The 19,026-nt window shown below is 68.1% G+C and carries 15 protein-coding genes; 4 read left to right on the top strand and 11 right to left on the bottom strand.

Annotated features, from left to right (window positions below):
* Window positions 1-193: 193 nt before the first annotated feature.
* The 4 genes from DD542_RS21615 to DD542_RS24235 form a co-directional block, all read right to left on the bottom strand.
* Complete coding sequence (locus DD542_RS21615; protein ID WP_066151292.1) at window positions 194-1,183, bottom strand: tripartite tricarboxylate transporter substrate binding protein; 990 nt, start codon at window positions 1,181-1,183, stop codon at window positions 194-196.
* 79 nt (window positions 1,184-1,262) lie between these two features.
* Entirely contained in the window at window positions 1,263-2,516 is a 1,254-nt protein-coding gene (locus DD542_RS21610; protein ID WP_127807028.1) for a TIGR03862 family flavoprotein, read from the bottom strand.
* Complete coding sequence (locus tag DD542_RS21605; RefSeq protein WP_127807027.1) at window positions 2,513-5,767, bottom strand: UvrD-helicase domain-containing protein; 3,255 nt, start codon at window positions 5,765-5,767, stop codon at window positions 2,513-2,515. Before DD542_RS21605 ends, DD542_RS21610 begins: the two co-directional genes overlap by 4 nt.
* Window positions 5,764-8,358: a PD-(D/E)XK nuclease family protein gene (locus DD542_RS24235; RefSeq protein WP_127807026.1), complete on the bottom strand. Its 2,595-nt coding sequence runs from the start codon at window positions 8,356-8,358 to the stop codon at window positions 5,764-5,766. Before DD542_RS24235 ends, DD542_RS21605 begins: the two co-directional genes overlap by 4 nt.
* A gap of 144 nt (window positions 8,359-8,502) precedes the next feature.
* Here DD542_RS24235 and trxA point away from each other — a divergent pair, with 144 nt between their 5' ends.
* From trxA to DD542_RS21580, 4 genes are all read left to right on the top strand, one after another.
* Entirely contained in the window at window positions 8,503-8,835 is a 333-nt protein-coding gene (gene trxA / locus DD542_RS21595) for a thioredoxin TrxA (protein ID WP_066151299.1), read from the top strand.
* A 193-nt stretch (window positions 8,836-9,028) separates the two neighbouring features.
* On the top strand, window positions 9,029-10,291 hold the full coding sequence (gene rho, locus DD542_RS21590) for a transcription termination factor Rho (RefSeq protein ID WP_066151301.1): 1,263 nt from the start codon (window positions 9,029-9,031) through the stop codon (window positions 10,289-10,291).
* A 99-nt stretch (window positions 10,292-10,390) separates the two neighbouring features.
* Window positions 10,391-10,639, top strand: a complete 249-nt coding sequence (locus DD542_RS21585) for a type B 50S ribosomal protein L31 (protein ID WP_066151302.1) — start codon at window positions 10,391-10,393, stop codon at window positions 10,637-10,639.
* Between the two features lie 109 nt (window positions 10,640-10,748).
* Window positions 10,749-12,455: a hypothetical protein gene (locus tag DD542_RS21580; protein WP_127807025.1), complete on the top strand. Its 1,707-nt coding sequence runs from the start codon at window positions 10,749-10,751 to the stop codon at window positions 12,453-12,455.
* On the opposite strand, the gene phoR is transcribed toward DD542_RS21580, so the two are convergent.
* The 7 genes from phoR to pstS all read right to left on the bottom strand — a co-directional run bounded on the left by phoR (window position 12,452) and on the right by pstS (window position 19,003).
* Complete coding sequence (gene phoR, locus DD542_RS21575; protein ID WP_241559621.1) at window positions 12,452-13,768, bottom strand: phosphate regulon sensor histidine kinase PhoR; 1,317 nt, start codon at window positions 13,766-13,768, stop codon at window positions 12,452-12,454. The genes DD542_RS21580 and phoR overlap by 4 nt on opposite strands.
* Complete coding sequence (gene phoB, locus DD542_RS21570; protein WP_127807024.1) at window positions 13,765-14,487, bottom strand: phosphate regulon transcriptional regulator PhoB; 723 nt, start codon at window positions 14,485-14,487, stop codon at window positions 13,765-13,767. Before phoB ends, phoR begins: the two co-directional genes overlap by 4 nt.
* A complete protein-coding gene (phoU, locus tag DD542_RS21565) occupies window positions 14,484-15,185 on the bottom strand; it encodes a phosphate signaling complex protein PhoU (protein WP_066151307.1) in 702 nt (233 codons plus the stop codon). The genes phoB and phoU overlap by 4 nt, the downstream gene beginning before the upstream one ends.
* 14 nt (window positions 15,186-15,199) lie before the next feature.
* A complete protein-coding gene (gene pstB / locus DD542_RS21560) occupies window positions 15,200-15,991 on the bottom strand; it encodes a phosphate ABC transporter ATP-binding protein PstB (protein ID WP_066151309.1) in 792 nt (263 codons plus the stop codon).
* Between the two features lie 31 nt (window positions 15,992-16,022).
* Window positions 16,023-16,880, bottom strand: coding sequence for a phosphate ABC transporter permease PstA (gene pstA / locus DD542_RS21555; RefSeq protein WP_079365730.1), 858 nt, complete (start codon window positions 16,878-16,880; stop codon window positions 16,023-16,025).
* Window position 16,881: 1 nt separating this feature from the next.
* The gene (pstC, locus tag DD542_RS21550; protein WP_079365729.1) at window positions 16,882-17,880 is read right to left on the bottom strand and encodes a phosphate ABC transporter permease subunit PstC; all 999 of its coding nucleotides are present in this window, start codon (window positions 17,878-17,880) and stop codon (window positions 16,882-16,884) included.
* Between the two features lie 91 nt (window positions 17,881-17,971).
* Entirely contained in the window at window positions 17,972-19,003 is a 1,032-nt protein-coding gene (gene pstS, locus DD542_RS21545) for a phosphate ABC transporter substrate-binding protein PstS (protein WP_066151313.1), read from the bottom strand.
* Between the last annotated feature and the right edge of the window lie 23 nt (window positions 19,004-19,026).

The following is a 19,026-nucleotide window of genomic DNA, read 5'->3' as shown; positions in this document are numbered from 1 at the left end:
TCGCAGTCCGTGTCAAAACGGATGAGCGGGGGCACACAAGAGACGCCTTGGTGCAACCCAAGGCGTTTTTTGCTTCAGAAAGCAATGCCCCGCAACTCACGTTGCGAGGCATTGTGCACAGCTCTTCAGCGTCTTGTTAGTGTTCTGACACGGACTGCATTGGCGGCCCTTGCTCATGTCCGGCGGCGACTGCTCAGAACGCGTCGATCTTCAGCCCCTGCTTCTTCACCACGGCCTTCCAGCCGTCCAGATCGCGCTGCAGGAACTGGCCCAGCTGGGCGGGGCTGCCCACCGCGGGTTCCAGCGCGTCCTTGGCGAGGCGCTCCTTCACATCCGGCATCTGCACCACCTGGGCCAGCGCGGCGTTGATCTGCTGCACCACCGCATCCGGCGTGCCCCGCGGCGCGACCAGTGCGAAGTAGTTCAGCACGTTGAAGTCGGCCATGCCGGCTTCCTTCATACCCGGTACGTTCGGCAGCGCGGGGCTGCGCTCCGGGCTGGTGACCGCCAGTGCCTTGAGCTTGCCATCGCGGATGTGGGGCGCGAGCGCGGGGATGGTGCCCGTCAGCAGCTGCAGCTGGCCGGAAATCGTGTCCAGCGTGGCCGGCGCGATGCCACGGTAAGGGATGTGGGTGATGTAGATGCCGGCGCGCGCCTCCAGCGATTCGAGCACCAGGTGGTTGATGCCGCCCACGCCGGCCGAGCCATAGTTGAGCACGCCCGGCTGCTGTTTCGCCAGCGCGATCAGTTCGGGCATGGAGCTCGCAGGCAGATCCTTGTTGGCCACCCAGACCAGCGGGCCGTGCGCGATCATGCCGACTGGCACGAAACCGCCCACCGGGTCGTAGCCCGCCGTGGGCAGCGCGGCGGCCACCGTGGTGAACGGCGCGGCGGCCAGCAGCAGCGTATGGCCATCGGGCGCGGACTTGGCCACCTCCTGCGCACCGATGGCCCCCGAGGCGCCGGTGCGGTTCTCGACCACCACGTTCACCTTGAACAGCTCGCTCAGCTTCGCAGCCACCAGACGGCCCATGGCGTCGGTGCCGGCGCCCGGCGCGAACGGCACGACGATGCGCATCGGGCGTTCGGGGAACGTGGCGGCGGATGACAGTGCGGGTGCCAGGGCCAGGCCAGCGGCGATCTGCTGGCAGAAGCGGCGGCGGTTCGGGTGGGGTGTGCTCATGGTCGTTGGGAACTCAGGTTCTGAATGACAAGCCGGACACTTTAGGTCGGCGCCTTGACGCCGTGATGACAGAAGGGTTTCAGTTGGCCCGTTGCAGCCAGTCGAGCACGCCCTGCCCGGCCCGGTGGCCGCTGGCCAGGCAGGCGGTCAGCAGGTAGCCGCCGGTGGGCGCCTCCCAGTCCAGCATTTCGCCGGCGCAGAACACCCCAGGCAGCTGCTCGCACATCAGGCCGCTGTCCAGCGCCTCGAACAGCACGCCACCGGCGCTGCTGATGGCCTCGTCGATGGGCCGCGCCGCGACCAGCGGCAGCGGCAAGGCCTTGATCGCCCGGGACAGCTGCGCCGGGTCGTTCATCGCGTCCTTGCCCAGCCGTTCGTACAGCACCGCGGTCTTGATACCGTCCAGGCCCAGCCGGCTCTTGAGGTGGCTGGAGAGGGAGCGCGAACCGCGCGGATGGGCCACCTCGCGCTGCACCCGCTCCGCGGTCCAGGCCGGCAGCAGATCCAGCTCCAGGGTGGCCTCGCCCGCCCGGACGATCTGGTTGCGCAGCAGCGCGGACGCCGCGTAGACCAGGCTGCCCTCGACGCCGGTCTGTGTGGCGACGAATTCGCCCTGGCGCTCGAACACCGGCACCGCCTCGCTTTCGAAGCGGATCGCCACGTTCTTGAACGGCTGGCCGGCAAAGCGGCTGCGGAAGTGTTCGCTCCAGCCGCCGGCCACGTCGAAGCCGCAGTTGGCGGGCAACAGCGGCGCCACCGCCACACCGCGCGCCGCCAGCAACGGGACCCAGGCGCCGTTGGAGCCCAGCCGCGCCCAGCTGCCGCCGCCCAGCGCCAGCACCACCGCGCGCGCCTGCACCGGTTGTTCGCCCGACGGCGTCTCGAAGCGCAGCGTTCGGCCATCGACGGCCCAGCCCAGCCAGCGGTGGCGCATGTGAAAGCGCACGCCGGGGCCGCCACCGGCCGGGTGGCGCAGGCGCTGCAGCCAGGCCCGCAGCAGCGGCGCGGCCTTCATGTCGGTCGGGAAGACGCGGCCCGAGCTGCCGACGAAGGTGTCGATGCCCAGACCGAGCGCCCAGGCGCGCACATCGCCAGCGCCGAAGTCGGCCAGCAAGGCCTCGATCTGCTGGCGGCGCTCGCCGTAGCGGCCGGCAAAACGGTCAGCCGGCTCTGAATGCGTCAGGTTCATGCCGCCCTTGCCGGCCAGCAGGAACTTGCGGCCGACCGAGGGCATGGCGTCGTACAGGCTCACCGGCACGCCGGCCGCCGACAGCACCTCGGCGGCCATCAGACCGGCCGGTCCGCCGCCGATGATCGCGACGTCAGAATTCATGGGGTTTCCAGTTCAATCAGTTGTCCGGTGGCGCTGACGAAGGCCAGCCGCACCGGTTCGCCAGGACGGGCCGCCTGCAGCGCCCGGCGGTAGCGCGCCATCTGCTCGCGCAGCGCGGCCTGCAGTTCCGGCCGCTCGGCGCTCTTGAAGTCAAGCACCCACCATTCGCCGCTGTCGCGCCGCCGCACCAGCCGGTCCAGCCGCAGCAGTTCGCCCTCGTGCCAGAGCTCGACCTCATTGCCCCAGTGCAGCAGGTCTTGCGCCGACCAGGCCCAGGCGGCCTCGCCCGCCACCACACGCTGCGCCATCGCCAATGCCTCATCGCCGGCCTGGGGGCTCAGCTGGAATTCGCGCACCACCGCCCGCAGGTGCTCGTCGGACCATGTGAAGCTCTCCACCGGCGTGGGCCGCCACTGCAACAGGCGGTGCATGGCCTGGCCCAGGCGGGAGCGCTCGTCGTCCTCTGCCACGTCCGTGTCGGGCATGTCCATGCGGAGCCACTTGGGGTCCAGCGCCGGCAGCGCCGGCAGTTCAATGGGCGTATGCACCGCGACCGCCTGGGTGGCCACCACCGGCGCCGGCAGCGGCTGCGCCAGCGGCTGCAGCCGCCGCCACCAGCTCTGGTCGGGCGGCTGGTGCGGCACGAAGCTAGAGATCACCAGGTTCGTCTCGGCCCGTGTGAGCGCGACGTACAGCGCATTGAGTTCCTCCAGCGCACGCGCCTGCTGTTCGGTGGCGAGCAGGTCCACCGCGCAGGTGGGCGGCCTCTTCTCGCTCGCCAGGAACACGAAGCGACGCGGTGCATCCTCGCCAGCCGGCCAATCCACCAGCACGCCCATGCTCTCGGGCTTCTGCGGCGGGTTGTCGGTGTCCAGCAGGACCACGGTGTCGGCCTCCAGGCCCTTGGCGCCGTGGATGGTGAGCAGCCGCACGGCGCCCGGCTGGTGGGCGCCGCCCGCGGCGATGCCGCCCGCCTTGAGCGCCCGCACGAAGCGGTAGGGCGTGAGAAAGCGTCCGCCGTCCTGGGCCAGCGACTGAGCCAGCAGATCCCGCAGCGCGGCCAGGGTGGCGCCGCGTTCGCTCGCGGGCACCGCGCAGGCAAAGCGCGCCAGCACGTCGCCGTGGTCGACGATGGCCGAGAGCGCATCGTGCGGCGGCAGGCGGCGCAGCCAGTCCTGGTAGAGCGCGAGCGTGCCGGCGGTGGCGGGGTCGACGCTGGGCAGCACCTCCCACCACCCGGGTTCGTCTTCAAGCCCCTCGCCTGCGGCGCGCACCGCGGTGGCCAGCGCCACCAGCCGGTCGTCGTCCCAGCCGAACAGAGGCGACTTGAGCGCCCGCGCCAGGCTCAGGTGGTGGCGCGGCGACACCAGCGCGTCCAGCAGCGCGACCATGTCCTGCACCGCGGGCGATTCGATCAGTTCGGCCTCGCCGGGCGCCTCACTCGCGATGCCGCGTTCGCGCAGCGCCTCATGCACGAGATGCAGCCGGTTGCGCTTGCGCGCGAGCACCATGAAACCGTCGGGCGCGTGGCCTGAGGCCACCTGCTGCGCGATCCAGTCGGCCACCTGGGCGGCCTCGCGCTCGGCACTGCCCTCTTCGTCGGGCAGCACGCGCGGCTGGTTCAGGCTGTCGCGCCAGACCGGCTCCTCGTCGCTGCTCGCGTCTTCTTTCGCGGGGCGTTCGATGGCGGGCAAAGCCCCCACCGAACCGGCCTCCTGGCTGTGCGTTGTGTGGGGCCGGAAGCCGGCGTATTCGCCCGCCGTCATCGCTGCGGCCATGGCGGTGTTGAGCGTCTGTACCACCGCCTGCGAACAGCGGCGCGTGTGGTCGCAGCTGAGCAGCGCGCCGCCCAGCCCCTGCACCACGAAGGCCTGGGCGGCCTTGAACACCTGGGGCTCGGCGCGGCGGAAGCGGTAGATCGACTGCTTGGGGTCGCCCACCAGGAACACCCTGGGCGCCTCGCCCGAACCGGCCCCGGCGTAGGCGCTGAGCCAGCCGTACAGCGACTTCCACTGCAGCGGGTTGGTGTCCTGGAACTCGTCGATGAGCAGGTGGCGCACGCGGGCGTCCAGCCGCTGCTGCATCCAGCCCGAGAGTTCGGCGTCGCCCAGCAGGCGGCAGGCGGCGGACTCGAGGTCGTTCATGTCCACCCAGCCGCGCTCGCGCTTGAGATCGGCGTAACAGGCCAGCAGCACCCGCGCCAGGCGGGTCATGCGCTGCTGGTGCAGCCAGGCCTCGTGCTGGGCCTGGGCCTTGAGCAGCTCCTGCAGTTCGGCTTCGGCGGCCTGGGCCGCGGGGAACTTGGCCAGGTTGGTGTTGAGGCGGTCTTCGGTCGCCACGAAGAAGGCCTTGCGCAGCGCCGCCAGCCGCCCACCCACGCGACCCGGCTCATCACCGGCGGCGAACGCGTCCACCACCGCATCGGCCGCCTTCTGCGGCGTCTTGTTCTTCTCCGCGCCCAGTTCCCGGGCCCAGCCCAGCCAGCGCGCGCGCGCGGCGTCACCCGTCAGGGCCTGCTCCGGCCGTTCGAAGCCCGCAAGCCACGGCAACACCTCGCTGAAATGCGCCACCGAGCGTTCCACCAGGCCGGCGGCGTCCGCCAGTCCGAACTCCACACGCTTGGCCAGCGCCGCCTCCAGCGCCTTGATCGTCTGGTGGCGGCCGTGGCGCGCCACGCTGTCGAAGAACGCTTGCCGGTCTTCGCTGCTGGCTGCCAGCGCCGCGTAGAAGCGCGGCCACAGCAGGGGCATGGCCTTCTTGTCGTTTTCCAACAGCTCGTAGGACAGCGGCAGCCCCAGTTCCTGCAGCACCGTCAGCGGCGCGCCCCGCAGCAGCGCCGAGAACCAGCTGTGGAAGGTGCGCAGCTGCACCTGCCGGCCCGAGGCGGTGACCCGCTGGTGCAAGGTCTTGAGCTCGGGCGCGCGGCGCCGGGCCTCGGCATCGCCACAACCCCAGCTGCGCAGGGTCTGGACCAGCCCGGCCTCATCGAGGCCCGCGCAGCGGCGCAGCTCGCTGCCCAGCCGCGCGCGCATCTCGCCGGCGGCCTTCTTGGTGAAGGTGATGGCCAGGATGTCCTGCGCGGGCGTGCCGTCGAGCAGTGACCGCACGATGCGCGCCACCAGCATCCAGGTCTTGCCCGCACCCGCGCAGGCCTCGACCGCGATCGAGCGCGCCGGGTCGCAGGCCGCGGCATAGAAGGCCTCGGCCGACACCGGCTGGCCATTGATCTGGTAGGCGGCCTGCGTGCTCATGCACCACTCCAGAAGTCCTTGCGGCACAGGCCCCGGGCGTCGCAGTGCTCGCAGACGCGCCCTTCGCCGAGCGCGGGCATCGGGTGCCCGGCCGCCACGCGCGAGAGGTCGGCCACCAGGCCCTCGCGCAGGCGTTCGCGCGCCTGCAGCACCAGCGGCTGCTCGATCAGGTGGGTGGCGCCTTTTTTCCCGCTGGCCGATCGGCCGTCGGTGATGCTCAGGTAGGCCGCACGCAGGTTCTCGTCGGGCAGCAGTGCGGCATAGAACGCTAGTTGTGTGTCTTCGAACGGATGCCTGACCCGGTCTTCGGTCTTCTGCCGGCTCTCGGTCTTGTAGTCGATGACCAGCGGCAACCGGCCCTCCGGGCTGTCCTGGAGGTCGATCCGGTCGAGCTTGCCCCAGAGGCGCCAGGGTGGCAGCTCCGCCGCCAGCTCGGCCTCGGCGCGTTCGAACACCGGCCCGGGACGGCCGGGCTGGGCCTCGTGGCCAGCCAGCCAGTCCAGATAGCCTTCGCGCAGCGCCGGCCAGACCGCCTGATAGGGAAGAAAGCCCGCCTCGGTGGCGTCGCCCTGCAGGCCCATGGCGGCCGCCACCTCGTCCCCGATCTGGTCCAGCCGCTGCGCATCGGCCTCGCGGCCCGGGCGCTGGTCGCCGCGCTCCTCGTGAAACACCTTGAGCACCGCGTGCAGCCAGTTGCCCAAGTCGCGCTGGTCGGGCTCGGCCTCCAGCTCGGGCGCATCGCTCACCCGCAGCTGCCGCAGCGCGAAGAAGCGGTAGGGACAGTCGCGCAGATCCTGGTAAGAGCTGGCCGACAGCCGGGCCGGCACCAGCGCCGGCGCGGAAGGCTGGGGTGGCGGCACCGGCGCGTGGTCCAGGCGGCGGCGCAGGTCGTGGCTGCCTGCGGAGGCAGCGACCGATTCACCATCCGGCAGCGCCAGCACCCAGGGACTGGGCGACAGCGGCTCGCCGTCTTTCTGGCAACGCCAAAGAACGTCGACCGAGGGCGCACAGAGCGCAGCGGTCCAGGCGCCTTGTGTCGCGGCCGACAGCTGCTCCCGCGTCGGCAGCCCCAGCGCCACCCGCTGTGCGGCCGTCCAGGGGCCGGGCAGCTCGGGGCTGGGATCGAGCGTGACCTCGTCACAGCCCGGCATCACCACCGCCGCGAAGCCGCGCCCCAGCAACTGGGCCATCGGCAGGATTGTCACAGGCGCTTCGACGTCGCTGCGCGGGAGGAAGCTGACGCTCTCCAGCACGTTCCGGACCCAGGCAGAGAACGCCGCGAGACCCATGCGCGGCGCCGGCCGGGCGCCATCGGCCAGCGCCTGCCCGATCTGCCGCAGCTCGGACGAGGCCCCTTCGTTCAAACGCAGCACCTGCAGCACCTGCTGCCCGGCCGGATCGTTGCAGAGCATGGACCACAGCCCGCACGCCTCCAGCGCGGAGCGCAGATCGTCGAGCCAGCGCTCCAGCGGGCGCGCCGCCTGCAGAGACTCGAGCATCGCCGTGAGCCCCTCGGGCACCAGGGGCGCCAGCGCCGCGTGCCGAAGCACCGCCCGCCAGGATGAGAGACCATGCTCGCGCGCCAGTTGTTCCAGCGCTTCCACGCCGCCGGCCGGCCAGATGCCGCCCTGCTTGAGAAGGTCGAGCACGTCGTCGGTGCGGGCCCGGGGATCCGCGGCTCGCAGCAGGCTCATGAGCCTTGCGGCCGCCTGGGTGGTGGAGAGCTTCCAGCCGGTGTCGTCGCGCAGCGGCACACCGACCGCGTGCAGCATGGCGCTGATGCGGCGGACCAGCAGGCGGTCGTTGGCCACCAGGGCCAGCGGCACCCGCCCCTCGTTGACGCGGGCGATCACCGTTGCAGCGGCGCGGCGCGCCTCGTCTTCCGGGTCGGTGCAGGCCTGAAGGCACAGCGCACCGTCGTGGGTGCTTTCAGACACGCCCAGCAGCTTTGCCAGCGAGAACACCTCGGAACGCCCGACCCAGTGCGCGGCCAGCGCCTGTCCCAGCGGGTCGTCCTGAAAACCCTGCAGCAGCCAGAGCCGGTCGGCCGCGTGGCCGGGCGCCGCGCGGTCCGACCAGAGCACGTCGGTGGCAAACCCTGCACTGCCCACCCAGGCCAGGGCCAGGGAGGCCACCAGCGCCTCCCACTGCGGGCCGGGCGTCAGGGCGGTGCGTTGCCGTTCGGCCCAGGCCGCCCGCTGCCCCGGCGGCACCGCTGCTGCGAGCGGCACCAGCTGGCGGGCCGCATCGACCAGACGCGACACCAGCTCGGCGCGCAGCGCCGGGTCCCGCTGGCCCCTGGCCATGCGGTCGACCAAGGCCTCGGCCACCAGACTGTCTCGCGCCATGTCGCCGCTGAGATCGGTGGGCGCGGGCCACCAGGGCGCCAGCCCGGCCGCCCAGTTGCGGGTGGTCTCGAAACGGGGCGCAAAGCCGGTGGGATGAGACGCAGCCCAGGCCCGACGGGCCGGATCGATCAGCTGGGCATACGGCAGCAGCACCAGCCACCGATCCGGCGAGCCGCCGCCTGAAGCCAGCGCGGCCTCAATGCGGCGCACCACCGCCTGCCATCCGTCAGGGGCGACCGGCATGGGCCCAGGCGCTGTGGGGTGGTCTGGCGCAGGCGTCATCGGTGGGGGGTTTCTGTCACAATGTCTCGGTTCACAGGCTCCCGCTCTTGCAGCTGCCCTGTTTCCGACTTTAACTTCCCCGATCCACGTTCTTCAGGATGAACCATGGCCAGTGAGCTGATCACCCACGTTTCCGATGCAACCTTTCAGGCCGATGTGCTCGACGCCAAAGCCCCTGTGCTGGTCGACTTCTGGGCCGAATGGTGCGGCCCCTGCAAGATGATCGCGCCGATCCTGGACGAAGTGGCCGGCTCCTACAACGGCAAGCTCAAGATCGCCAAGGTCAATGTCGACGAAAACCGTGACATCCCCGCCAAGTTCGGCATCCGTGGCATCCCCACGCTGATGCTGTTCAAGGACGGCCAGCTGGCTGCCACCAAGGTGGGCGCCATGAGCAAGGCCCAGCTGACGGCATTCATCGACCAGCAACTGGCCTGACCGGCCCGGCGCCGGCCACCGGTGCTCCGGGTGCAAGGCCTGGGGTCGGCTCCGGTGGCCGGTTTTTTCCTGTCATAATTCTCGCGTCAGCTGGCCCACCAACGCCCAGCCCCTCCTGACAGCGCCAGTCCGCCATCCGGACATCAGCGCCCCCTCCCCGGTTCTGACAAGACTCCCTTCCGGAGCGATTTCCATGCACCTTAACGAACTCAAGGCACTGCACGTGTCTGAAGTCCTCAAGCAGGCCGAAGCGCTTGAGATCGAAAACACCGGCCGCATGCGCAAGCAGGAGCTGATGTTCGCCATCATCAAGAAGCGCGCCAAGGCCGGCGAACAGGTGAACGCGGACGGCGTGCTGGAAGTGCTGCCCGACGGCTTCGGCTTCCTGCGCAACATGGACACCAGCTTCACGGCGTCCACCGACGACATCTACATCTCCCCCAGCCAGATCCGCCGCTTCAACCTACACACAGGTGACATGATCGAGGGCGAGGTCCGCATTCCCAAGGACGGCGAGCGCTACTTCGCGCTGAACAAGCTGGATGCCATCAACGGCCTGCCGCCCGAGGCGAACAAGCACAAGGTGATGTTCGAGAACCTGACGCCGCTGTTCCCCAAGCAGCAGATGCGCCTGGAGCGTGACATCAAGACCGACGAGAACATCACCGGCCGCGTCATCGACATCATCTCGCCCATCGGCAAGGGTCAGCGCGCCCTGATCGTCGCACCGCCCAAGAGCGGCAAGACGGTGATGATGCAGCACATCTGCCACGCCATCACTGCCAACCACCCCGAGGTGGAACTGATGGTGCTGCTGGTGGACGAGCGCCCGGAAGAAGTGACCGAAATGCAGCGCACGGTGCGCGGCGACGTGATCGCTTCCACCTTCGACGAGCCGGCCGCCCGCCACGTGCATGTGGCCGAGATGGTCATTGAGCGCGCCAAGCGCTTGGTCGAACTCAAGAAGGACGTGGTGATCCTGCTGGACTCCATCACCCGCCTGGCCCGCGCCTACAACAACGTGCTGCCCAGCTCTGGCAAGGTGCTGACCGGCGGCGTGGACGCCAACGCCCTGCAGCGTCCCAAGCGCTTCTTCGGTGCCGCGCGCAACGTGGAAGAAGGCGGTTCGCTGACCATCATCGCCACCGCCCTGGTCGATACCGGCAGCCGCATGGACGAGGTGATCTTTGAAGAATTCAAGGGCACCGGCAACAGCGAAATCCACCTCGACCGCCGCCTGTACGAAAAGCGCGTCTTCCCCTCGATCCAGCTCAACCGCAGCGGCACCCGCCGCGAAGAACTGCTGCTGGCACCCGAGATCCTGCAGAAGACCCGCATCCTGCGCCAGTTCATGTACAACATGGACGAGATTGAGGCCATGGAGATGGTGCTCAAGAGCATGAAGGCGACGAAGAACAACTCCGAGTTCTTCGACATGATGCGCCGCGGCGGTTAATACCGCAGCAAACATCATATAATTCAAGGCTTTGCAACTTGCGACAAGTACGAGAGAACGGTTCTCCCGCGGCTGCCGCACCTGACCCAAGGAATCGCCATGAAAGAAGGCATTCACCCCAACTACCGCGAAGTCTGCTTCGTGGACCTGTCTAACAACTTCAAGTTCGTGACGCGTTCCTGCGCGAACACCAAGGAAACCATCAAGATGGAAGACGGCCGCGAGCTGCCGCTCTACAAACTTGATACCTCCAGCGAGTCGCACCCCTTCTACACCGGTACCCAGAAGTCGGTGGACAACATGGGTGGCCGCGTCGAGAAGTTCCGCAATCGCTTCGGCAAGAAGTAATCGGACCGATCGACCCTGCGGGCCTGCGCCCGGGAAAGAAAGCAGCCGATCTCCCGGCTGCTTTTTTTTTCGCCCTGCGTGCCCCGCGTACCCCTGTATATTCCCCGCCGTGAGTCTTGCCACCCCCGCCATCGTGACCCAGTCGGCTGTGCGCCGTCTGCCAAGGCTTGCCCTGCTGCTGCTGGGTCTGGCCTATGTGCTGCCCGGATTTCTGGGGCGGGAGCCCTGGAAAAACCTGGACGTGGCCGCCTTCGGCGCCATGATGGAAATGGCCCGGGGCAGCAGCGGCTGGTGGCAGCCCCAGGTGCTGGGACAGCCCGCCGAGATGGTGGGCCCTCTTCCTTACTGGCTGGGAGCACTGGCCATCCGGTTTTTGCCGTTTCTGCCGCCCGACCTCGCCGTCCGGGTGCCGTTCGGCATGATGCTCGCGCTCACCCTGGTCTGCACCTGGTACGCGACCTACCACCTCGCGCGCCAGGCCAGCGCGCAACCCGTGGCCTTTGCCTTCGGTGGCGAGGCGGACCCGATCGACTATGCGCGCGCGATGGCAGACGCGGCGCTGCTGGCACTGGTGGCCTGCCTGGGCCTAGCCCAGATGTCGCATGAAACCACGCCGGACCTGGCGCGGCTGGCCATGGTCAGCGCGGTGCTGATGGCGGCCACGCGCATGGCGCTGCCGCTCACCCGCCACCAATGGAAAGCCGTGGCCCTGTGGGGTGCGGCCACGCTGGGCCTGGTGCTCAGCGGCGCGCCCTGGATTGCGCTGGCCCTGGGCACCGGTCTGCTGTTGCTGGTATGGACCAGCCGGTCGGCTCAGGGTGCGGCAGCGCCGCAGGAGCTGAGTTGGGTGGTGGGACTGCTGGCACTGGCCGCCTTGCTTGCTTCGATCACTGAGCAGATCCACTGGCCCCAGGCGCTGTCGCTGCCCGCTTCCATGGCAGACTGGAAGCGCTGGGGCAAGCTGCTGGTGTGGTTCACCTGGCCCGCCTGGCCTCTGGCGCTCTGGACGCTCTGGCGCTGGCGCCACCAGCTGCGCAGCCCACATGTGGCGCTTCCGTTGTGGGCCGCACTGGTGAGTGTTGTCAACAGCGCGATCAACCCGGATTTCGACCGTTCGCTGCTGCTGGCCCTGCCGGCCATGGCTGTCCTGGCCGCGTTCGCGCTGCCCACGCTCCGGCGCAGCGTGTCCGCCCTGATCGATTGGTTCACGCTGGTGTTTTTCAGCGGATGCGCTCTGGTGATCTGGGTCATCTGGCTCGCCATGCAGACCGGCGTCCCAGCCAAACCCGCCGCCAACGTCGCCAAGCTGGCCCCCGGGTTCAATCCCGAGTTCTCCTGGCTGCTCCTGCTGCCCGCGCTGCTGGCCACCATCGCCTGGGGCTGGCTGGTGGCCTGGCGCGTGGGACGCCATCGGCAGGCCATCTGGAAGAGCCTGGTGCTGCCGGCCGCTGGCGCCACCCTCTGCTGGCTGCTGCTCATGACGCTGTGGCTGCCGCTGTTGGACTATGGCCGCAGCTATGGGCCGGTGGCGCGCCGCATCGCCACGCTGGTGCCGCCTGGCTCACCCTGCGTGCTTGTGGACGGGCTTGGCCAGGCGCAGATCGCGTCGCTGCAGTTCCAGGGTGGGCTCAGCTTGCGCCGCACCGGTGACGGGGCCGCAGACGGCTGCCGCATCATGGTGGTGAACCCGGACACCCAGCCGACGCTGGACGAGCGGGTGGCGCTGACCGAATGGGCCTACAAGGCCACGGTGCGGCGCCTCAACGACCGCGAACGGCTGCTGATCTACCAGCGGGTCGGCGGCCCGGCTCGCTAGGCGCCGGTCGCGCGCACACGCGTGGCCGGCAGCGAGATGATGAAGGTGGAGCCGCGCCCGACCGTGCTGTGCACCACCACCTGACCACCGTGGCGCTGCGCCACATGTTTGACGATGGCCAGCCCCAGACCTGTGCCACCGGTCTCGCGCGAACGGCTGCGGTCCACGCGGTAGAAGCGCTCGGTGAGGCGTGGCAGGTGCTCGGCCTCGATCCCCGGTCCCGTGTCTTCCACAAAGAACTCCCCCGCCCCCTCATCGACAAGGCGCCAGCCGGCCCGGATGCTGCCACCCGCGGGGGTGTAGCGGACCGCATTGCTCAGGAGGTTGGACATGGCGCTGAGCAGTTCGTTGCGGCTACCGGCGACCTGCAGCTCCGACCCGGGCACCACCTCGATCTGATGCACCGGATCGGCGATCACGGCGGACAAGCCCTGCGCCTCCAGCACCGCCTGGCGCAGCAGCTCGGAAACATCGACCCACTCACCGGTGCCTGGCACGGGACTGCCTTCCAGGCGGGACAGCGTCAGCAAGTCGCTCACCAGCGTCTGCATGCGCTGGGCCTGCTGGCCCATGAGCCCCAGGAAGCGCTGGCGGTCGGCCTCCTCCAGCGGCAGGCTCTGCATGGTCTCCACAAAGCCGCTGAGCACCGTCAGAGGCGTGCGGATTTCATGCGAGACGTTGGCCACAAAATCCCGGCGCATCGAGTCGGCCAGCTGCACCGCCGTGACATCGCGCGTGAGCATCAACTGCCGCTGGTCACCATAGGGGTGGATCTGCAGCGAGATCTTTCTGGGCTGGGTCGGACGCTGGCCGGGACCATCGACCTCGATCTCGGCAACGAAGTTACCTGCGTCCATGTAGGCGTTGAAGCTCGGATGCCGCACGAGGTTGCGCACGTACTGCCCGATGTCTCGCTGCGGATCGATGCCCAGGTGCTGCGCCGCCGTCAGGTTGCACCACTCGATGCGCGCCATGCTGTCGAGCAGCACGACGCCGTTGGGTGAGGCCTGGATCGCGGCCAGAAAATCCTCCAGCCGCTCGTCGCTGCCATGGGCCTTCTGTTCGAGGGCGCGGAACCGCTTGCGCGTGCGCTCCAGCAGTTCACCCCAGAGCCCGGAGAGTCTGGGGATGTGAATGTCGTCGGCCCGGCTCAGCCAGCGCAGCAGCTGCGCAGCACGCACGCTGTCCCAGGCCAGCCAGAGCATGGCCCCCAGGCCCGCCCCCGCCAGCGTCCAGGTCACCGAGCCTCTGGTCCAGCCCCACGCGCCAGCCGCTGCCACCAGCAGCATCAGCCCAAACGCCCGCCCGATCATGCTGCGCTGTCGCCGCTTCCCTGCCCGACAGCCACGCGGGACGTGAGGCGGTAGCCCGCGCCGCGCACCGTTTCCACCATGCCGGCGGCGTCGCCCAGGGATTCCCTCAACCGCTTGACGTGTACGTCCACGGTGCGCTCCTCGATGAAGACATGGTCGCCCCATATCTTGTCGAGCAGGGTACCACGCGTGTGCACGCGCTCAGGGTGCTTCATCAGGTAGTGCAGCAGCTTGAATTCGGTCGGTCCGAGCTTGAGCTCAGCCTCACGGAAGCTCACGCGGTAGGTGGCCGCGTCCAGCGTCAGCTCGCCCACCTGCACCGAGTCGTTGACGATCTCGGGCGCGCGGCGGCGCAGCACGGCGCGGATGCGTGCCAGCAGTTCCTGGGTGGAAAACGGCTTGGTGATGTAGTCGTCGGCACCGGCGTCCAGGCCCTGCACCTTGTCCGACTCGTCGCTGCGGGCCGTCAGCATCAGGATGGGCACGGTCTTGGTGCGCTCCTGGCGGCGCCAGGTGCGGGCCAGGGCAGCGCCGCTCTCGCCGGGCAGCATCCAGTCGAGCAGGATCACGTCGGGCAGAACCGCATCGATCTCGCGGCGAGCCGACTCACCGTCGAACACCACCGTGGGTGCAAAACCGTTGTGGCGCAGGTTGACCGCGATCAGCTCGGCAATCGCCGGCTCATCCTCGACCACCAGCACGCGGGGAAGTTTTTTCATCCGACCACCGATTGCACTTTGTCCATCGAGCTGTGGCGCACATCCTCGCCCTTGACCACGAAGATGATCTGCTCGGCGATGTTCTTGGCGTGGTCGCCCACGCGTTCCAGCGACTTGGCCAGGAACAGCAGGTCCAGGCTCGGCGAGATGGTGCGCGGGTCTTCCATCATGTACGTGATGAGCTTGCGCAGGAAGCCGTTGTACTCGCCATCGATGGCGTCGTCTTCCTTGATGATGGCCAGCGCCATGTTGGTGTCCAGCCGCGCGAACGAATCCAGCGTCTTGCGCAGCATGCCGGCGGCCAGGTCGGCGGCCAGGCGCAGCTCGGAAATCGGCAGCGAGCGCGGCGAGCCGCTTTCGATGATCGACTTCACCATGCGGGCCACGCGGGCGATCTCGTCGCCGGCGCGCTCCAGGTTCTGGGTGGTGCGCGAGATGGCCATCAGGAAGCGCAGGTCGCGCGCGGTGGGCTGGCGGCGGCCGATGGTGGAGATGATCTCGTGGTCGATGTTCATCTCCATCTGGTTGATCCGGTTCTCGGTCTCGATCACCTGCTCGGCCGTCTCCTGGCTCAGATGGACCAGGGCGTAGACCGCCTGGTGCAGCTGCGATTCGACCAGCCCGCCCATCTCCAGCACGTGGGTGGAAATGGAATTGAGCTCGGCGTCGAACTGGCTGGAAATGTGTTTGTCACCCATGGTGGTCTCCCTGATCAGCCGAAGCGGCCGGTGATGTAGTCCTCGGTCTCGGTGCGCGTGGGCTTGAAGAAGATCTGCTCGGTGGAGCCGAACTCGATCAGCTCGCCCAGGTACATGTAGGCCGTGAAGTCGCTGCAGCGTGCGGCCTGCTGCATGTTGTGCGTGACGATGGCAATCGTGTAGTCCTTCTTGAGCTCGTGCACCAGCTCTTCCACCTTGCCGGTGGAGATCGGGTCCAGCGCCGAGGTCGGCTCGTCCAGCAGCAGCACCGAGGGCTTGACCGCCACGCTGCGGGCGATGCACAGGCGCTGCTGCTGACCGCCGGAGAGCGACAGGCCGCTCTGGTGCAGCTTGTCCTTCACCTCGTTCCACAGCGCGGCCTTGCTCAGGGCCCACTCCACGCGGTCGTCCATCTCGCTGTTCGAGAGGCTTTCGTAGAGGCGCACACCGAAGGCGATGTTGTCGTAGATCGACATCGGGAACGGCGTCGGCTTCTGGAACACCATGCCGATGCGCGCACGCAGCAGGTTCAGATCCTGCTTCGGGTCGAGGATGTTGTCGCCGTAGAAGTTGATCTGGCCTTCGGCGCGCTGGCCGGGGTAGAGGCTGTACATGCGGTTGAGCGTGCGCAGCAGCGTGGACTTGCCGCAGCCCGACGGGCCGATGAAGGCAGTGACCTTCTTCTCGGCGATGTTCATGGTCACGTTCTTCAGACCCTGGAACTTGCCGTAGAAGAAGTTGAGATTGCGCACCTCGAGCGCGTTGCGCTGTTCGACGGCGGCGGGAGCGATGGCGGTGGCGGTCATGTGGGTGATTTCCGTGTGGGTGGCGCCTGGCTCAGGCAGGAGTCTTGTTCCGGAAGAAGACGCGGGCAACGATGTTCAGGATGAGCACGGCCAGGGTGATCAGCAGCGCACCGCCCCAGGCCAGACGGATCCAGTTGTCGTAAGGGCTCATGGCGAACTGGAAGATCACGACCGGCAGGTTGGCCATGGGCTTGCTCATGTCGGCGTTGAAGAACTGGTTGTTCAGCGCGGTGAACAGCAGCGGCGCGGTCTCGCCGCTGATGCGGGCCACGGCCAGCAGCAGGCCGGTCATCACGCCGCTCTTGGCGGCGCGCAGCGTGACCATGGAGGCCACCTTCCAGCGCGGCGCACCCAGGGCGAACGCCGCCTCGCGCAGGCTGCCCGGCACCAGTCGCAGCATGTTCTCGGTGGTGCGCACGATCACGGGCACCGCGATCAGCGACAGCGCCAGCGTGCCGGCCCAGCCGGAGAAACCGCCGACCGTGGCCACCGCGATGGCGTACACGAACAGGCCCAGCACGATGGAGGGGGCCGAGAGCATGATGTCGGTGACGAATCGGGTCAGTTCGGCCGTCTTGCTGGTGTCGCCGTATTCCGCCAGGTAGACGCCGGCAAAGATGCCGATGGGCGTGGCGAACAGCACGGTGGCGCCCACCATCAGCAGGCTGCCGACGATGGCGTTGCGCAGGCCGCCGCCTTCCGAACCCGGCGCCGGCGTGTCCTGGGTGAACATGTTCAGGTCCAGCGCAGCCAGGCCGTTGGACAGCAGCACGTACAGGATCCACAGCAGCACCGCCAGGCCCAGCACCATGGAGCCCATGGACAGGGTCAACCCGACGGCGTTGGAGAGCTTGCGGCGCTGATAGAGGGATTGGTTGAAGTCGTTCATGTCACAGCCCCTTGGCCTTCTCGGCGCGCACGATCATCCACTTGGCCAGCGCCAGCACGATGAAGGTGATGACAAACAGCAGGAAGCCCAGCGCGAACAGGGCCGAGATGTGGAAGTCGGCGGCTTCGCCGAATTCGTTGGCCAGGGTCGAGGCGATCGAGGTGCCCGGCGAGAACAGCGAGGTGGGCATGCGGTTGGCGTTGCCGATCACGAAGGTGACGGCCATGGTCTCGCCCAGCGCACGACCCAGACCCAGCATCACGCCACCGATCACGCCCTTCTGGGTGTACGGCAGCACCACGCGCCGCACCACTTCCCAGGTCGTGCAACCCAGGCCGTAGGCCGACTCGCGCAGGATGGGCGGCACGATCTCGAACACGTCGCGCATCACGGCGGCCACGAAGGGCAGCACCATGAAGGCCAGCACGATGCCGGCGGCCAGGATGCCCATGCCGTTGGTGGAGCCGCCGAACAGGAAACCGATCAGGGGCATGCCGCTCATGAGCTTCTGCACCGGCACCTGGAAGTAGTCGGCGAACAGCGGTGCGAACACGAACAGGCCGAACATGCCGTAGATGATGGACGGCACGGCGGCCAGCAGCTCGATGGACGTGCCCAGCGGGCGGCGCAGCCAGGGCGGGCAGGTTTCGGTCAGGAACAGCGCGATGCCGAAGGCCAGCGGCACCGCGATCAGCAGCGCGATGCCGGCGCTGGCCAGGGTGCCGACGATGGCGATCGCGGCACCGAATTCTTCGTTGATGATGTCCCACTCGACGTACCAGATGAACCGGGCGCCGAACTTCTGCAGGACGGGCAGCGCATTGATGAACAGCGAGACGATGATGCCCAGCAGGGCGAACAGCACCAGCAGCGAGAACAGCTGGGTGATGCGGTGAAAAAGGGCATCCTGCAACCGCTGCTTGCGCGCGATCGACAGCATGCGGGAGTTGGCTGGCGCTGCAGCCTCGGATGGCGACGTCATGGTGATGCCCACGCTCATGATGGGGTCCCCTTCAGGTGCTTTCATACCGTTGAAAGGCCCGGGAACCGGTGCAAAGTGTGCACCAGAGCCCGGGCCACGGGTGCCGGTCTTACTTGGCGACCTGGTTCCAGACCTTGCTGCGGATCTGGGCGGTCAGGGCATCGGGCAGCGGCACATAGTCCAGTTCGGTGGCCAGGGTCTTGCCCTTGCTGAAGGCCCAGTCGAAGAACTTCAGGGCTTCGGCCGACGCGACCTTGTCGGCCGGGTTCTTGTACATCAGGATGAACGAGGCGGTGGACACGGGCCAGGCGTTGTCGCCCTTGGCGTTGACCATGGAGATGCCCATGCCCGGCACGCTGAACCAGTCGGCGCTGGCGGCGGCGGCTGCGAAGGTCGCGTCGTCGGGGCTGACGTACTTGCCGTTGGCGTTCTGCAGCTGCATGAAGTTCATCTTGTTCTTCTTCACGTAGGCGTATTCCACGTAGCCGACCGCACCCTTGATGCGGTTGACGTTGGCGGCCACGCCTTCGTTGCCCTTGCCACCGACAGACGAAGCGGCCGGCCACTTGACGGCGGCACCCTTGCCCACGGAATCGGCCCACTCCTTGCTGACGGCGCTGAGGTAGTCGGTCCAGTTGAAGGTGGTGCCCGAACCGTCGGCGCGGTGCACCACGGTGATGTTCTCTTCCGGCAGCTTCTTGCCGGGGTTCAGGGCGACCAGCTTGGGGTCGTTCCACTTGGCGATCTTGCCCATGAACATTTCGGCCAGCACGGGGCCGGTCACGCGCAGTTCGCCGGGCTGAAAGCCTTCCAGGTTGATCACGGGCACGGTGCCGCCGATGATGGCCGGGAACTGGATCATGCCGTCCTTGTCCAGCTCTTCACCCTTGACCGGGGCGTCGGTGGCACCGAAGGTCACAGTCTTGGCGCGGATCTGCTTGATGCCGCCGGAGGAACCGATGGACTGGTAGTTCAGGCCGGTGCCGGTTTCCTTCTTGTAGGCCTCGGCCCACTTGGCATAGACCGGGAACGGGAAGGTGGCGCCCGCGCCGGTGATGTCGGCGGCAAAGGCCGGGGCAATCGCCATGGTGGCCAGGGCGGCAGCGGCGACGGTCTTCAGAAGGGAGCGTTTGGTGATCATTCGGGTCCTCACGGGTTGGTGAA

Origin of the sequence: Hydrogenophaga sp. NH-16, assembly GCF_004006415.1 — a bacterium.
Classification (GTDB): domain Bacteria; phylum Pseudomonadota; class Gammaproteobacteria; order Burkholderiales; family Burkholderiaceae_C; genus Hydrogenophaga; species Hydrogenophaga pseudoflava.
This window is presented reverse-complemented; position numbering and strand designations above follow the sequence as displayed.

Coding starts and splice junctions, on each gene's coding strand:
- phoB (WP_127807024.1), bottom strand. CDS start 14,487: ATGAAAAAACTTCCCCGCGTGCTGGTGGTCGAGGATGAGCCGGCGATT.
- trxA (WP_066151299.1), top strand. CDS start 8,503: ATGGCCAGTGAGCTGATCACCCACGTTTCCGATGCAACCTTTCAGGCC.
- DD542_RS21615 (WP_066151292.1), bottom strand. CDS start 1,183: ATGAGCACACCCCACCCGAACCGCCGCCGCTTCTGCCAGCAGATCGCC.
- phoU (WP_066151307.1), bottom strand. CDS start 15,185: ATGGGTGACAAACACATTTCCAGCCAGTTCGACGCCGAGCTCAATTCC.
- rho (WP_066151301.1), top strand. CDS start 9,029: ATGCACCTTAACGAACTCAAGGCACTGCACGTGTCTGAAGTCCTCAAG.
- DD542_RS21605 (WP_127807027.1), bottom strand. CDS start 5,767: ATGAGCACGCAGGCCGCCTACCAGATCAATGGCCAGCCGGTGTCGGCC.
- DD542_RS21610 (WP_127807028.1), bottom strand. CDS start 2,516: ATGAATTCTGACGTCGCGATCATCGGCGGCGGACCGGCCGGTCTGATG.
- pstA (WP_079365730.1), bottom strand. CDS start 16,880: ATGAACGACTTCAACCAATCCCTCTATCAGCGCCGCAAGCTCTCCAAC.
- DD542_RS21585 (WP_066151302.1), top strand. CDS start 10,391: ATGAAAGAAGGCATTCACCCCAACTACCGCGAAGTCTGCTTCGTGGAC.
- phoR (WP_241559621.1), bottom strand. CDS start 13,768: ATGATCGGGCGGGCGTTTGGGCTGATGCTGCTGGTGGCAGCGGCTGGC.
- pstC (WP_079365729.1), bottom strand. CDS start 17,880: ATGAGCGTGGGCATCACCATGACGTCGCCATCCGAGGCTGCAGCGCCA.
- DD542_RS24235 (WP_127807026.1), bottom strand. CDS start 8,358: ATGCCGGTCGCCCCTGACGGATGGCAGGCGGTGGTGCGCCGCATTGAG.
- pstB (WP_066151309.1), bottom strand. CDS start 15,991: ATGACCGCCACCGCCATCGCTCCCGCCGCCGTCGAACAGCGCAACGCG.
- pstS (WP_066151313.1), bottom strand. CDS start 19,003: ATGATCACCAAACGCTCCCTTCTGAAGACCGTCGCCGCTGCCGCCCTG.